General features: G+C 51.8%; 15 protein-coding genes and 1 pseudogene. 4 read left to right on the forward strand and 12 right to left on the reverse strand.

What is annotated here, in order from left to right; translation table 11 throughout:
* Positions 1 to 120: 120 nt before the first annotated feature.
* Positions 121 to 318: a hypothetical protein gene (locus BBI15_RS08690; protein WP_068869201.1), complete on the forward strand. Its 198-nt coding sequence runs from the start codon at positions 121 to 123 to the stop codon at positions 316 to 318.
* Between the two features lie 95 nt (positions 319 to 413).
* On the opposite strand, the gene BBI15_RS16430 is transcribed toward BBI15_RS08690, so the two are convergent.
* The 8 genes from BBI15_RS16430 to BBI15_RS08720 all read right to left on the reverse strand — a co-directional run bounded on the left by BBI15_RS16430 (position 414) and on the right by BBI15_RS08720 (position 8,307).
* The gene (locus BBI15_RS16430; RefSeq protein WP_157101642.1) at positions 414 to 566 is read right to left on the reverse strand and encodes a hypothetical protein; all 153 of its coding nucleotides are present in this window, start codon (positions 564 to 566) and stop codon (positions 414 to 416) included.
* Between the two features lie 177 nt (positions 567 to 743).
* Positions 744 to 2,258, reverse strand: a complete 1,515-nt coding sequence (locus tag BBI15_RS08695; RefSeq protein ID WP_068869202.1) for an AbgT family transporter — start codon at positions 2,256 to 2,258, stop codon at positions 744 to 746.
* A gap of 21 nt (positions 2,259 to 2,279) precedes the next feature.
* Positions 2,280 to 3,593, reverse strand: coding sequence for a helix-turn-helix domain-containing protein (locus BBI15_RS08700; protein ID WP_068869203.1), 1,314 nt, complete (start codon positions 3,591 to 3,593; stop codon positions 2,280 to 2,282).
* Positions 3,577 to 4,824, reverse strand: a complete 1,248-nt coding sequence (locus BBI15_RS08705; protein ID WP_068869204.1) for a M20 family metallo-hydrolase — start codon at positions 4,822 to 4,824, stop codon at positions 3,577 to 3,579. Before BBI15_RS08705 ends, BBI15_RS08700 begins: the two co-directional genes overlap by 17 nt.
* Complete coding sequence (locus BBI15_RS08710) at positions 4,805 to 5,701, reverse strand: amidohydrolase (protein ID WP_335645661.1); 897 nt, start codon at positions 5,699 to 5,701, stop codon at positions 4,805 to 4,807. The genes BBI15_RS08705 and BBI15_RS08710 overlap by 20 nt, the downstream gene beginning before the upstream one ends.
* Positions 5,698 to 6,132, reverse strand: a complete 435-nt coding sequence (locus tag BBI15_RS16780) for a zinc-binding metallopeptidase family protein (RefSeq protein WP_335645662.1) — start codon at positions 6,130 to 6,132, stop codon at positions 5,698 to 5,700. Before BBI15_RS16780 ends, BBI15_RS08710 begins: the two co-directional genes overlap by 4 nt.
* 11 nt (positions 6,133 to 6,143) lie before the next feature.
* Positions 6,144 to 7,319 (reverse strand): M20 metallopeptidase family protein, encoded by a 1,176-nt coding sequence (locus BBI15_RS08715; protein ID WP_068869205.1) that lies wholly within the window; start codon positions 7,317 to 7,319, stop codon positions 6,144 to 6,146.
* 193 nt (positions 7,320 to 7,512) lie between these two features.
* Positions 7,513 to 8,307, reverse strand: a complete 795-nt coding sequence (locus tag BBI15_RS08720) for a hypothetical protein (RefSeq protein ID WP_068869206.1) — start codon at positions 8,305 to 8,307, stop codon at positions 7,513 to 7,515.
* Positions 8,308 to 8,759: 452 nt separating this feature from the next.
* Here BBI15_RS08720 and citZ point away from each other — a divergent pair, with 452 nt between their 5' ends.
* Both citZ and BBI15_RS08730 read left to right on the forward strand, forming a co-directional pair.
* Positions 8,760 to 9,878, forward strand: coding sequence for a citrate synthase (gene citZ, locus BBI15_RS08725; protein ID WP_068869207.1), 1,119 nt, complete (start codon positions 8,760 to 8,762; stop codon positions 9,876 to 9,878).
* A gap of 158 nt (positions 9,879 to 10,036) precedes the next feature.
* Positions 10,037 to 11,496 (forward strand): annotated as a pseudogene (locus BBI15_RS08730) (protein adenylyltransferase SelO).
* Between the two features lie 56 nt (positions 11,497 to 11,552).
* Here the strand turns inward: BBI15_RS08730 and BBI15_RS08735 are convergent.
* The 4 genes from BBI15_RS08735 to BBI15_RS08750 form a co-directional block, all read right to left on the reverse strand.
* Complete coding sequence (locus BBI15_RS08735; protein WP_068869208.1) at positions 11,553 to 11,765, reverse strand: hypothetical protein; 213 nt, start codon at positions 11,763 to 11,765, stop codon at positions 11,553 to 11,555.
* 218 nt (positions 11,766 to 11,983) lie between these two features.
* Positions 11,984 to 12,403 (reverse strand): sporulation protein, encoded by a 420-nt coding sequence (locus BBI15_RS08740; protein ID WP_068869209.1) that lies wholly within the window; start codon positions 12,401 to 12,403, stop codon positions 11,984 to 11,986.
* Positions 12,404 to 12,470: 67 nt separating this feature from the next.
* A complete protein-coding gene (locus tag BBI15_RS08745) occupies positions 12,471 to 13,661 on the reverse strand; it encodes an AI-2E family transporter (protein WP_068869210.1) in 1,191 nt (396 codons plus the stop codon).
* A 59-nt stretch (positions 13,662 to 13,720) separates the two neighbouring features.
* Positions 13,721 to 14,665, reverse strand: coding sequence for an LCP family protein (locus BBI15_RS08750; protein WP_068869211.1), 945 nt, complete (start codon positions 14,663 to 14,665; stop codon positions 13,721 to 13,723).
* Positions 14,666 to 14,845: 180 nt separating this feature from the next.
* On the opposite strand from BBI15_RS08750, the gene msrA reads away from it, so the two are divergent.
* The gene (msrA, locus tag BBI15_RS08755; protein ID WP_068869212.1) at positions 14,846 to 15,376 is read left to right on the forward strand and encodes a peptide-methionine (S)-S-oxide reductase MsrA; all 531 of its coding nucleotides are present in this window, start codon (positions 14,846 to 14,848) and stop codon (positions 15,374 to 15,376) included.
* Positions 15,377 to 15,465 lie beyond the last annotated feature (89 nt).

Below are 15,465 nucleotides of genomic sequence, written 5' to 3' on the forward strand. Positions count from 1 at the left end.
CTTCAAACCCGTGCATGTTTAAAAAGGGGGCATTTCAGGAATACTACAGAAAGCATATGTGTACTACCGACAATGATTTCCCTGTTATAATGGGAGATATTACTGAAGGAGATGATAGCGATGGAAATGGGTAAAATTAAAGGTTCGAGCATGATGGTGAAAGTGGTGCGTTCCCTTATGGAAGAAGGCTGGTCTTTTACGCCGAACGAATTGGACATCATCGTACGCGCCGAGCATCCTGAAACCGGCGAATCCATCTCCTTCCCTTCATTCGGAAGCCTGAAAATGTGGCTCTACGAAAAAGGGCTTAGCTATTAATTAAAAAAGCTGTCCCTGCTGCCGGTTCGGCAGAGGGACAGTTTTTTTGTCGGGCATTTCAGGTTCATGATCAGCGATTCCAGATGCGCTTAAATCTAAACGGTCAGTTCGAGAATTGCCGGCTTCTTGCATAGCGAAGCGTTGACGCCTTGTTTTCTTAATTCAGAAACGATGGCGCTATTGGTTTTCCTGTACGATTCATCGAGCATTCTCTTTAACTGCTTCATTTGATAGGATTGACGGTTCATTCAACACACCCTCCACTCGGATGACTTCCTAGACCAGTATACAGGTCAACTATGAACAAACTATTAACAAACGACAAAAATGTTTGAAATCTTTTTTATGCCAGGAGCCTCACCCGCACGATCGAACATGAGCCCTGACGGCTGAAAAAAACCCGCCTTCCGGAGGCGGATTTTTTATTACATGCGCAAACTGATGCCAGGGCCAATCGGTAGCCCCGTCAATGCAAAAATGACCATCATGACGAGCCACACACCGAAGAAGATGAGGCTATATGGCAACATCATGGAAATCAAGGTGCCAAGTCCCGCTTTTTTGTCGTATTCCCGCATGAAGGCGAGGACGATCAGAATATACGGATTGAGCGGCGTGATGATGTTCGTCGATGAATCCGCGATACGGAAGGCCAATTGGACAAATGCCGGATGATAATCAAGCAGCATGAACATCGGGATGAAAATTGGCGCCATCAACGCCCATTGAGCGGACCCGCTGAAAATCAACAGGTTTAAGAGCGCTGCCAGGACGCTGAAGCCGACCATGACCGGCAAGCCCGTCATATTGATGCTCGTCAAGAATTCGGCGCTGTTGACAGCGAGCCAGATCCCCAGGTTGCTCCAGTTGAAATAATTGATGAACTGGGCAGCGGCGAAGATCAAGACGATATAGCCGGACATGTCCTTGATGGCATCTCCCATGTAGGCAGGGACATCTTTCGATTCAGTGATTTTCTTGACCGTGATGCCATACGCGACGGCCACGGTAATGAAAAAGAACAGGATGATCGGGACGATGCCGGATAAGAATGGCGATGGGATGATGCCGCCGTCTTCGTTCCGGACTGGTGAATCGGGCAAGAACACTAGCAATGCAATCAAGCCAACATAGATGGCCCCTGCAATCACGGCATTCAGTAAGCCCTTGTTTTCCTGTTTCGTCACCGGTTCGAATGTATTATCGGCCCTGCCAGTGTATTTGCCAAGTCTAGGCTCGATCAATTTCTCGGTAATGATTGCGCCGACGATTGCCATGACGATGACGGATGCACTCATGAAATACCAGTTATCAACCGGCGTCACGACAATCGTATCATCGATCGCGCGGGCTGCTTCTGTGGAAATCCCTGAAAGCAGGGCGTCCGTTCCGGTAACGAGGATATTCGCTGTGAATCCTGCGCCTGTCCCGGCGAAACCTGCGGCAAGTCCTGCGAGCGGATGGCGCCCGACAGAAGCGAAGACCATGGCCGCAAGCGGCGGCACAAGGATAAAGGCGGCATCTGACGCCAAGTTGCCCATGATCCCTGTGAAAATGACCGCATAAGTGATGAGTGACTTCGGCGCATTGAGGATGGACTTCTTGATGGCAGTTTCCATCAGGCCGACTCGTTCCGCAAGCCCGATGCCGAGCATCATGACGAGCACGAGGCCGAGCGGCGCAAAGCCGGTGAAGTTATTGATCGTCTCTGCCAGGATATAACGGATCCCTTCCCCCGAGACGATGTTTTGAATCGCCAGCTCCTCACCCGTGCCTGGATGGACGACAGTCGTGCCGAGTGAACTGACCAGCCATGACAGCAAGACGACAAAAACGGCTAAGTATACAAAAATGAAGAACGGATCGGGCAAGCGGTTGCCCCACTTTTCAATGAAATTCAAAAATCCTTTTTTGTCTTGATGTTCTGTCGGTGTTGCCATTCCCATTCCTCCCTTATCTTTTTATGTACCGAAGGTCAAACGGTATAATTTCCGCGGCCGGCCGCGCCGGCCAGCTTCTTCTCCCGCGACTTCCGCTACACCGATGCTTTCGAGCTCGGTCAGGATCCTGCGCGCATTGCGCTCGGTGCTGTTCATCCATTGGGATAGTTCCAAGGCGGTGATTTCGTCTTTCGCGTAATGGCGGGACAATGATTCAATGCGGGCGATGACAGTCTGGCTGATCGATGCGCCTTTTAGCGCTTCCTGCCATTTGGCTTCGGAACTGCGGCGGCTGTAGCGGAGCCGTTCACCGGATGAGTTGATTTCCGTCACTTTGCCGCCTTCATCGATATTGATGACGTCGCCGTTCTCTTTTTCCCTTGCATAGTCGAGCGCGAGCCGGACATTCTGCTCGGATTCTGTCACGGTCCGGCCATAGCCGATGCCGATGCGTACCTCGAACTTGCTGTTGGCAAAAATTTCATCCTTCAATTCTTCCGGATAATGGGACTTTCCGTAAAGTTCCAGTTCACCCCGGGTCGTATAGATAAAATAGATGCCATTACCCATCCCGACTTTCGAGCCCTTGACTTCTTCGGCGAAATCGATGAGGACCCGGTTCACCGCAAGCTCCTGGCGCTCGATCTTGAACGGGGTCTTACGCTGCTGCGCCTGGCTCGGGTAGATGATTTCGATGCCGATCATCGCCAATTGCTTCATGCGGTACAAATCCGACAGGCTTCTTTCCTTAATAACGGAAATCGCACGGTGCGCCGCCAGTTCCGATACACTGATGCGGTAGACCGGCACGCCCCGCTCCTTTAAACCGTTGTAAGCGGCATGGACGCAAGTGAGCGCTGCTTGAATGTGCCCCGAGCGGTAAAGCTTTTCGTGATAATCGATCAATTCTTCTGCCGGAATATAGCCAAGCTCCGGCGCGGTATGGATCTCCAGCTTTTCCAAATCGAAATCCTTGAGCATTTTCAGCACTTCACGGCGCGGGACCGAATCGACGCTGATGCTCGATAAGACGGCGCCTTCTTGCACGAAGGCATCGAGCATCGTGCCGAGCAGGCTTGACCCATGCAAGAGGATATAATCCGCATGATCCGCATCGATTAACTCTTCTTTCAAGGCGAAATGATACGGCGCAGGGCCTGAAAACAGCCAATGCCCGATCTGCGCTGAATGTTCGTTGATGATGCTTTTCGTTTCCTCCGTGTGCTGGTAAATAAACGGAATGAGCTCGATCCCTTCTATACTGCCCGCCGCTTTCATCGTTTCAATCACTGAATCGTTCGGCCCGATCAGCCCGACTTTAACCGTTTCTGCCATTCGCGGTCGCCTCCATCAAAAAGCGGGCCAATAGCTCGACGCCCATTTTCAAGTCTTCAGCATCAGCGAATTCGTCGGGATGGTGGCTCAGCCCATCCTTGCAGGGAATGAACAGCAAACCGCTCGGCCATATTTGCGCCATATTCATGACGTCATGCCCTGCACCGCTGTCCATCCGATGCGCCATATAGGCTTCGTGGTCGCCCGCCTCGACCAATTGCTGTGCAATCGTGTCATCGAGAAGAACGGATGGATTGTTGACCAGTACTTCAATGCCAATGGCCACGCCTGTCGTTTCTTCGATACGCTTCGCTTCGTTCTGTATGGCATCTGCCATCTTCATCTTCAAGCGATCGTCGACACTTCGGATATCGATACCTGCCGTGACGGTTTGCGGAATGACATTCATCGAATTCGGCGAGGCCGTCAATGTCGACACCGTTGCGACCAGTGATTTGCCATAGGCATCATTCAATTGTAGCGCCGTTTCCTGGACGAAGGAAATAAATGGCGCAGCAGCTGCCAGTGCATCTTGCCTCCGGTCCATCGGCGTCGTCCCGGTATGCCCCGCCTTCCCATTGAATGTGACGGACAGGCGGATCGGACAGGCGACGCCTTTGACAACACCATAATCTTTTCCATGGTTGACGATATGCATTCCTTGTTCGATGTGCAGTTCGACAAAGCATTCCAGCTGTTCTTTCGGACGCTTCGCATTCACCATTTCCTGCCATACGAAACCTTGGCCTTCGACCGCTTGCGCGAGCGTGACGCCGTACTGGTCTTCGAGCGTCCCGAGGGACGGGTCCAGTGAGCCGCTCATTGCTTTGCTGCCGATCGTCGAGACGCCAAAACGTGAGGACTCTTCCGCACGGAAGCAGATGACTTCGATTGGGCGCTGCGGTTCGAAATCGGCTTCCTTCAGCATCTTGATCGCCCCGAGCCCGCACACGACGCCTGCTCCGCCATCGAATGCCCCGCCGTTTGGCACCGTGTCGAGATGGGATCCCGTCGCGACTGCCCCATGCCCGCCCGCGACATTCCAGCGGGCAATGGCATTCCCTGCCGCGTCTTCTGAAACCTCAAGCCCCAGTTCCTCAGCGATCGCTTTAAAGGCCTCGATCGCTTCTGTTTCTTCCGATGTATAGCCTTCCCGCGTAAACCCTTGGGGCCGGACGAGTACATCGCTTAAATTCATCCGCATCAATTGCTCAATCAGCCAGTTCTTCACGGGTTTCGCCCTCCTTCAGCAAGTATTCGGTCGTCCGGATCAAGGCTTCCAGCCCTGCTGACAACGCCTGTTCCTCGTAATCAAAACGCGGGTGGTGATGGCCGGCTGGCAACGGGCTGGCAAAAATCATGAACGTCGCTTTGCCCCCGCATTCCCGGACGCGCTCCATCATATAGGTGACGTCTTCTGACGCGCCGATCGGCAGCTGCGGCACAATATTCAAGCGTTTTGATGCGCCACAGGCCCGCTCTACGATTTCCGCGAACCCGGGATCCGCGTCGGCCGAAATCGCCTTTCCCATATGCTCGGTTTCCAGTTCGACGTCAAACATCGCCGCACTCGCCCGTAGGATGCGCAATGCTTGGTCCTGCATATATTCATCCAATTCATTGGTCTCGCCGCGCGTCTCGATTTCCATCAGCGCTTGGTCGGCGATGATATTCCGGCCAGACCCGGCATGCAAAGTCCCGACATTGATGCGTGTCGCCCCGTCTTTATGGCGCGAGATGCCGTGCAGGTGCATAGTCGCTGACGCCGCAGCAAGCAAAGCATTGCGCCCGGCGTTCGGCTCCAGTCCGGAATGCGCCGATTTGCCGATGAATTTCGCGTTGAGCTTGGAACTCGCCAAGAACTTCGATGTGGAGGCGGCAACCGTCCCGGACGGCAGATCGTGTATGCCGACATGGCCGCTCAGGAAATAATCGGCATCATCGAGCCAGCCTTTATCGACCACTGCCTTCGCCCCGCGCCCGCCTTCTTCGGCAGGCTGGAAGATCAGCGTGTATTTCCCCCGCAAACTGCCCTTTTCTTTCGCCAGGTATTCAGCGAGCCCAAGCCCGATAGCGGCATGCCCATCGTGGCCGCAGGCATGCATCATGCCGGGAACTTCCGAACGGAAAGCTTGCGCGGCTGGCACATGGGGGGATTGCCCTCTTCTTCAATCGGCAAGGCATCGATATCGAAACGATAAGCGAAATTAGGCCCTTTTTTGCCGGTATCGAGCACTGCGGCAAAGCCGGTATGCCCGCCCTTCATCTGTGCCAGAAAATCAAGCGGCACCCCATAGCCGAGCGCGCGTTGTTCTTGTTGTTTCAGAAACCCTTCGCTGGGCACGCCCATGCGTTCCTCGCTCGTCAAAAGATCGCGGCCGAAAAAGAGTTCGAATCCTTTATGGGTTAATTGTTCACTTAATTCGTAAGTCGTCACATATTCCGCAAATCCGATTTCAGGGTATTTATGCCGCTTGCGCCTTTGATCGACGAGATGCGGTTCGATTTCTTCCATGAACCGGTCAATAACATCTGCCACGTCCATTCCTCCTATCCGTTCAATTCACTAAGCACATCAAGCGCTGCCTGCGCCATCAGGCCGGTGCCGATCGGCAATGCCCGTTCATCGATCATAAAGCCCGGGTCATGGAGCGGTTTTTGATTTTCCCCGACCGATGTGCCGAGCCAGTAATAAACCCCTTCATATTTTTTCAAGAAGCGTCCGAAATCCTCGCCTGCCATGCTGCCGATCAGTTCCGGGGCAGCATCGGCACCCAACTGTGTTGTCGCGGATTCACGGACCACCTCGGCCCAGCGTTTCGTGTTGACCGTTGCGGGGTACCCATCCGAATACCTGATTTCACATGATCCGCCCATCATTTCGGCGGTGCCTTCGACGACTTCATGGAAACGCTTTTTCAGTATTTGCTTCGTTTCATCTGATAATGAACGGATCGTGCCTTCGAGTACCACGCTATCCGCCACGACATTATAGCGGTAACCTCCCGAGATTTTCCCGATTGTGATCACGCCAGAGTCCATTGGATTGGCATTCCGGCTGATGATGGTCTGGATAGCGGAAATCACCTGGTTGGCGATGACAATGGCATCGACCGTCTGATGCGGCATCGAGGCATGGCCGCCCGCTCCACGGATCGTGACGTGGAAGCGGTCAGAGTTTCCCATGATCGCGCCGTCCAGGACCCCGACTTGCCCGGCCGGAAGCCCAGGCCAGACATGCTGTGCCAAGAGGACATCCGGCTGGTACCGGTCGAACACGCCGTCTGCCATCATTTGCTCTGCCCCGCCAGTCGGCGCATTTTCTTCGGCAGGCTGGAAAATGAGCAATACCGTTCCAGTTATTTCGGCTTTTCGTTCCTGCAGCAATTTGCCTGCCCCGAGCAGCATCGCTGTATGGGCATCGTGTCCGCATGCATGCATTTTCCCGTCGGTTTTGGATTTGAATGGAACATCCGCTTGTTCGAGGATCGGCAAGGCATCGATGTCGGCACGCAAGCCGATTGTTTTTCCCGGCTTGCCCCCTTCGATCACGCCCAGCACACCCGTTTTGGCATATCCCGTATAGTACTGGATGCCATACTCATCGAGCTTCTTCTGGATTTTTTCTGAAGTCTTCATTTCCTCTCCGCTCAGTTCGGGATGTTCATGGAGGTCCCGTCGGAACGAGCGAATTTCGTCAAATAGTTCCTGTGCTTGTTCTATCATCGCTGTCACCTGCTTTTCTTATTTAAGGAAATAAACCTTAATCATTCCGTTAATAAAAAGTGTACCGTACTTCGCGGGTGGAATACTACCCCTCATTTTGATTTTTCTGAATTTCCTCTCATTAAAAAAGAAGCCTGCTGTTACGCAGGCTTCTGTGAAAGTCGATCCGCCCCATCCAGGGATGAGTATCCAGTTATCCGCCGTATAGGGCCGCGAATCGGTTTCGATGCTGCTCGATCGACGTAAAGATCGATACATCGTGCACTTCATTGTATTTGATGCCGATCGTTTCCAAGTATTCAGCCAGTTCGCCATAAAGCCCTTCGTAAACTTCGACGAACTCGGGACCGGTCAGCTCAGCAATCGTTTTCAGATGGTCGTCCGCCAAGTCATTTTCCCCTGCTTGGCGCATGACGTAAAGTTCGCTCATGGAATGGATCAAATGGCGGAACGTGGCTTCAAAATAAGGTTGAGAGAAACTTTCTCCCTTTTTCGCCAAAACAAATGGCAAGCTTCTTAAAAACATATCCGCCGATCCTTCCAGCCCATACCTGACCGTCGAGCTATGGACCTGGCAGAAATACAATTGCCAGCTTTGATAGCTGTCACTCTTTTCCAGCCCTTTCCACTCCTCATGGCGCCGGATATCCATATTCTGCTTGAAATGCTCTATCGCTTGCCCGATGACAAATGCAATCAATGGTATGGTCTCATCCCCGGATACTTCAATGCCGATGATACTCTTGACACCGAACGGATGATGGACAGCTTTTTTTCCATCGAACTCATCATCGATGATCCCATATTCAGTAAAAATCGCATGGCTGAAATCTTTGCGCTCTTTATAGAAGAAAAGAAATTCGATTTTATCTTTGAAATTAAATGGTTTGTATGCTGTTTTCGCTTTTTTTACCATTGCCGGAATATCAATCTCCGGGCTTTCGTCAAACAATTCAATATAGCGGATCCCTTGCTCCGTTGTTTTCAATGGTTTAACTCCTTCTCTGTAAGTCCATCTTTTCCCATTTCCCAAGTCGTTCCATTCGCGTATGGTTAGACCTATTATAAGAAAAACCTTTTCCAAAACACAAGCAAGAACTTTCCGCTCCCTATAAAGAAGCCTTCACGGCTTTCCCTGCTGCCTGTGCGCTACAGTCAGATGACCGCGCACTGGCTGATCGGATGCAGCACTTATAGATGGGGGGGAGTTGATGAAACAGTCTTTCAGCACCTTCAATAACTGCCCTGACCGATTATTCCGTGTTTCAGCTCACCAAGCCCTACAATTTGCCAGTATCCTGTAAAATTACTTAATAATCAGTCAAATCCGGCCATCAGAGCACAAGCTTTTTTTTCGGAACCAAATGAAAGCGCTTCAGCAAACCGTGCCGCATGAAGTCCCTGGCCGGCCATCAACATAATCAAAAAGGAGAGATTTTTATGACAACTACAACTAAAGGTTTAGAAGGTGTCGTCGCAACACAATCGGCGATCAGTTCGATCATCGATGATACCCTTACATACGTCGGCTATAATATCGACGATCTGGCGGACAACGCCAGCTTCGAAGAAGTGATCTACCTATTGTGGCACCAGCGTTTGCCGAAGGCGGACGAACTGGCCGAGCTCAAACAGCAGCTCGCGGACAACATGGCCGTACCGCAAGCGGTACTGGACCACTTCAAGACATACGACATCAAGAACGTCCACCCGATGGCGGCACTGCGCACTGCGGTCTCCATGCTCGGCCTCTTCGATGAAGAAGCCGAAGTGATGGAACCGGAAGCAAACTACCGCAAAGCGGTGAAGATCCAGGCGAAGATCTCGACGCTCGTGACGGCATTCGGCCGCATCCGCGCTGGGAAAGAGCCGATCCAGCCGAAAACGGACTACAGCTTCGCAGCGAACTTCCTGTACATGCTGTCCGGCGAAGAGCCAAAAGACATTGAAGTCGAAGCCTTCAACAAAGCGCTCGTGCTTCACGCAGATCACGAGCTGAACGCATCGACGTTCACGGCGCGTGTGGCGGTCGCGACCTTGTCTGACGTCTACTCCGGCGTAACCGCTGCGATCGGCGCCTTGAAAGGCCCGCTCCATGGCGGCGCTAACGAGCAGGTCATGAAGATGCTCACGGAAATCGGCTCTGTCGACAACGTCGAGCCTGTGATCAAGGAAAAGCTTGCGAACAAAGAGAAGATCATGGGCTTCGGCCACCGTGTCTATCGCCAAGGCGACCCGCGCGCGAAACATTTGCGCGACATGTCGAAAAAGCTCACCGAGCTTCGCGGCGAATCGAAATGGTATGAAATGTCCGTGAAAATCGAGGAATTGGTGACAAGCGAAAAACCGCTTCCGCCAAACGTCGATTTCTACTCGGCATCCGTCTACCATTCGCTCGACATCGAGCACGACCTGTTCACGCCGATCTTCGCGGTCTCCCGTGCCTCGGGCTGGCTCGCGCATATCCTGGAGCAATACTCGAACAACCGCCTGATCCGCCCGCGTGCGGAATACATCGGGCCTGGCATGCAGACCTACGTGCCGGTTGAAGAACGTTAAGTTCATCGCCACAAGCTTGAGCCGTACCTTTCATTAGGTGTCTGGCTCAAGCTTTTCTATTTGCCCATGCCAGCCCGAGTTGGTTGTTTCATGTTTTTCATAGCGGCTATAATAACAGGAAAGACATGCTCTACAAATTATCGTTAGGAGGCGCTCCCATGAACTACTCAAAAAGCGGCTGGAAACTGCAGAATAGCTATGCTGGCCTTCCGAAAACATTATATGCCCCGATGGAAGCCAATCCAGTTGCCTCGCCTAAATTGGTCATTGCGAATAAGGAATTGGCGAAAACACTGGGGCTGGATCCCGGCCAGCTGGACAGCCCCGAAACCCTTCAAGTATTCGCAGGCAATCGTTTTCCCGAAGGCAGCTTTCCGCTCGCCCAGGCTTATGCCGGCCACCAATTCGGCCAATTCACGATGCTCGGCGACGGGCGCGCCATCTTGATCGGAGAACAGCAGACGCCGGATGGCCGGATTCTTGATATCCAATTGAAAGGCGCCGGCATTACGCCATTCTCCAGAAGCGGGGACGGGCGCGCGGCACTTGGTCCCATGTTGCGGGAATACATCGTCAGCGAAAGCATGCATGCGCTCGGCATTCCCACGAGCCGCAGCCTGGCAGTCGCATTGACAGGCGAAAAAATCCAGCGCTACGCTGCAGAGCCCGGGGCGATTCTCACACGGGTGGCATCAAGCCATATCCGTGTCGGCACTTTTCAATTTGCGGCAAAATACCGTTCCAATGAAGATTTGAAAGCTTTGGCCGATTTTACCATCAACCGGCATTTCCCGGACATTGACGGTCCAGACCGCTATATCGAGTTATTCCGGCAGACGGCCCGGCGCCAGGCTTCACTCATTGCGAAATGGCAGCTCGTAGGTTTTGTCCACGGCGTCATGAATACCGACAACATGGCCATCAGCGGTGAAACGATCGATTATGGCCCTTGTGCTTTCCTGGACCGTTACGAGGAATCCGCGGTCTTTAGTTCGATTGATGCCGGCGGCCGCTATGCGTACCGTAACCAGCCGCTCATCGGAGGATGGAATTTGGCACGCTTTGCCGAGTCCTTATTCCCCCTCTTGGATGATCGCCCTGAAAAAGAAGCGCTTGCTTCTCTTCAGGAGATACTCCAGGAATACGTCAAGCTGCAGAAGCAATTATATATGACTGGCATGCGCGAGAAACTGGGCTTGTTTACCGAAATGCCCGATGACGGACAATTGATCGATGAATTGCTGGAATTGATGCACGAACATCAAGCCGATTATACCAATACATTCCGTTCGTTGACCTTCGAGGACATTGAAGAGCCCCAGTTATCGAATAGCGGATCGTTCGATTCCTGGCTCAGCCGCTGGAAGACCCGGCAACAGCAGGAAGGCCGCACAGCAGAGGAAATCCTGGATTTGATGAAAAGCCGAAACCCGGCAGTCATCCCGCGGAACCACCGCATAGAAGCTGCACTCGAAGCTGCCTTGCAAGGCGATTACGAAGTGATGGAAAAACTATTGGCCATCCTTCAAGACCCGTATGCCCACTCCAAAGAGCAGCAGCCCTATACGGCCGCTCCCCCCCTTCAACGCCGCCATACCAGACCTATTGCGGAACATGAAAAAAATCCCCTGCCTGTTTATCGGCAGGGGATTTTTTGGTTGAACGCCGTTATGGTCACTGTCCGTCTTTCACTTCAGTGACACTGACCATCTTGACTTCATCCATCTTGAATTGGTAATACGTGTCGTTGTCGCCGATAAATTCGCGGAAATCATCCGCATCCAAACCGCTGACCGCTTGTTTTGGGGTATCGGCTTCTACGGTATTGACTGCCTCGACGCCAGCCCCGAAATGATAGACGACGCGGAATTTTTTTGATGCTTCCATGTATGCGATTCCTCCTCAAAAAACGTGTCTTGTCTTCTTTACCCGTTTTTTCCCTATGTATTCTTCTCTTGCCAAAACAACCCGATCTTTCTCTCCTCCTTTAAACTGCCTGTTGTCCATTCGATTGGACGATAAAACACCGCCCTCCTTCAGTAGTGAAGGAGGGCGGTGTTTAGTTTACATAATAAAATTACCTTCTTGTGATTCCGATGTTCAGTTCAGCTATCGATCTTGCCATATGTGATTTCGTCCTCATCTTGGACATCGACGCCGTTCTTCACGTGGACAATCGTCCGCAAAATCAATTTGGCATTAGCATTTTCCAGTACCCAACGCTCATCCGGCACGATTTCGAATTGCTGCATGACGGAGTTCTTCGACTTTACAGCACCTGCAAATTCCAGGCTCTGTTTGGCAACCGGCGTTTCATAAAAATCGAAGTCACTGTCTTCCCGGTAATCTTCCACAAGCCGGATCACTTGCAGCTCGATATAGTCGATCTCCTGATCCCCGCTTCCGCCGTCCAGGTAGACCGTGCCGTTCAACGTTTCACCTTCTTCAAGATGCGGCCTCTCCACTACGGTGTCTACCTTGACCGATCCGATCCCGATCGAAGATAAAAAGTCTTTGAATTTCATAAAAATCTATACCCCCAAATTTTGATAATTCTCCATACCACTTTCCGGCTCTCTGTAAACAGAAAACTTAAAGCTCCGTGTAATCGTACTGTTTATCCAAGTCCGTTTCATACCGGTTATACCGCCGTTTGAACAGCTTGTACAGGTGGCTGATGATGACCCGCAGCAATGCGTACATCGGAATCCCCAAAATGACCCCGACGACGCCGAATAGGGAGCCGGCTGTCAACAAGACGAAAATGATCGTGACAGGATGGATGTACATCGTCTTGCCCATTACTTGCGGTGAGATTAAATTACCTTCCACCAGCTGCACGACGGTCCAGACGACCGCAAGTTTCACGAGCATGAACGGCGAAGTGACCAGCGCGATGATCGCGGCGGGCGTTATCGCAATCGCCGGCCCGATATACGGGACGACGCTGGTGACCATGGCAAGCGCCCCGAGCAGCAGCGCATAGTCCATGCCGATGATCAAGAAGCCGATATAGACCATCACGCCGATGCAGAATGCGACGATGAGCTGCCCTTGGATATACGCGCCCAATTGCTTGTCCGCTTCCTGCAGGACCTCTTTCGTATCCTCGCGGAATCTCGGTGGCAATAGCTTCAGGAAATAGCCTGGAAGTTTATCGCCGTCTTTCAACAAATAGAATAGGATGAATGGGACGATGACGATCGACAGGATGACGCCGGTGATCGTTGAAATCCAGCCGGTAACACGGGTGATGATGCCCGTGACGGTCTCTTGGAGCGTATCCGCGATGCTCGTCGGCAAAGTCGCGATCAAGGCCTCGATATTGAAATTTGACTCCGTGTAATAATCCCCAAGAAACGAATTGCGCAAGAATTGGTCGATATTGTTCAATAAGCGCATGAAATAATCCGGAAATTCCTCGATCAAGTTCTGGAATTGCTCCCTCATGAACGGGAACACCAAGACACTCAATAAGGTCAGCAGCCCGATGCCTCCAAGAAAGATGATGAGGATGCCCCAGATCCTTGGGATTTTAAAGCGCTCCAGCAGCCGCAGCACGGGTCGCAATAAGTAAAACAGGATAAGCGCCAGCACGACCGGCAGGACCACCGTTTTCATGAACACGTTTAATGGATTGAAGATAAACGATACTTCCCGGAAAATGAATACGACAAGCCCGATCAAAATTAGGATCAATAAGGTGAAAAGCGTGTTCCTCCCACCCAGAAACCGGATATAGTTGGTAGCGAAAAACGGCGGTCTATTGTCATCTGGCGGCATGGAGATCCCCTCTTCTTTATATAAGCTTCTACCTATAGTTTACCATATTATCTGAATAATTAGTTGAGGGGCTGGGACAAAAATTCTTCCAGCGCCCGGCGGTTTTGCTCTACATCAATTTCAAGGACCGATCCGGCTTGCGGATAATTTGCATAGCTGTATCCGCCTTCTACCGGGATGGTCAAGCGTTCGATTTCCCCGCTGCCACCCGTGCCGAGCTGTGTCGCCAATTTAATCTGGTCTACCAAAGGCATATCGGTCTGCACATAGCCTTGTGCCGCTCCTGCGAGTTTTGGCAGTTTCGGGATCGAAGACACGCTGATCAACTCATCTTTTAAGGCAGCGATGACTTGCTGCTGGCGGCGCACGCGGCCGAAGTCGCCTTCATTATCCGAACGGAAACGCGCGTACCCGAGCAATTCCTGGCCATTCAAGTTCTGGACGCCGGGAGACAAGGTCACGCCGATTTTCTCGGACATCTCTTTTTCCACATCGATTTCGACGCCGCCTGGCGCTGCGATATCGACGAGTGTTTCGAAACTTTGGAAATCGACGAGTGCATAATTATGGATTTCAACGCCGAACATTTCACGCAAGGTCGACGCCAGTAAATCGACGCCCCCCAAATAATAAGCGGTATTCAATTTATAGGATTGATAGCCTGGAATATCCGCATAAATATCACGCATGAACGAAGTGATTTTCACTTCATTGTTTTCACGGTCGTGTGTCACCATCATCATCGTATCCGTCCGGGATTGCGCTTCCCCGCGCGAGTCTATCCCTAGGACGAGGATGTTCTGGTATCCGCTATTGTCTTCGTCCCCAGCGAAAGGTTCCGGTTCAATTTCGGTTTCACCGGCAATGTCTTGCCCTTGCTGGTATTGCATGAAAAAGTAGATTCCGGCGCCGAGCAATAAAATGATCAATAATAAGAAAAGTTTGCCTCTCGGGCGGAACCGTCTGCGCTTCCTGGTCTGTCTTGTTTCGTATTGTTCTTCCATGATGATTACATTCCTTTCTGAGCTGTACAATTTGTTTAGACGCATATAAGGAGAAAGAAGTTTCCCCGTGCAACACGTTTTTATTGTCGGGGCAAAGCCGTAGTGGTAAAATTTTTCTTATTCCTAGGCGCTATACCGTTTCTGCGGGCCATCGCCTATTCAATGGAAGGAGGCAACCCGATGTTTGAAAAAGCAACATTCGCCGGCGGCTGTTTCTGGTGCATGGTCAAGCCGTTCGATCAATTCGATGGCATTGAATCCGTCATTTCCGGATACACGGGCGGCCATTTGGCGAATCCGACATACGAACAAGTGAAAAGCGGCCATTCGGGCCATTTGGAAGCGGTCGAGATCACCTTCGACCCGGCAGTCTTCCCATACGAACAATTACTGGATATTTTTTGGCAGCAAATCGACCCTACCGATAACGATGGGCAGTTCCAGGACCGTGGCGCTTCCTATCGCCCGGCCATATTCGTCCATAATGAGAAGCAGCGTCAAATGGCGCTCGCTTCAAGGAAACTGCTCGACGAAAGCGGCCGCTTCCCTAAACCGGTGATCACTGAAATCCAGGATGCCGAACCTTTCTATCCGGCAGAAGAATACCACCAGGATTTTTATTTGAAAAACCCCGATCATTACGCACAGGACCGTGCCGATTCGGGGCGCGATGAATTCTTGGAAGCCGTGTGGAAGAAAGCCGACGCTTGATGCGCCGGCTTTTTTTAAGCCCGAATATCCAGCCAACAGGTTTCCTCGCGATGTCACTGGCTCCTGATACCCCCGGGAATATTTTTATT

The organism is Planococcus plakortidis (assembly GCF_001687605.2).
GTDB lineage: Bacteria > Bacillota > Bacilli > Bacillales_A > Planococcaceae > Planococcus > Planococcus plakortidis.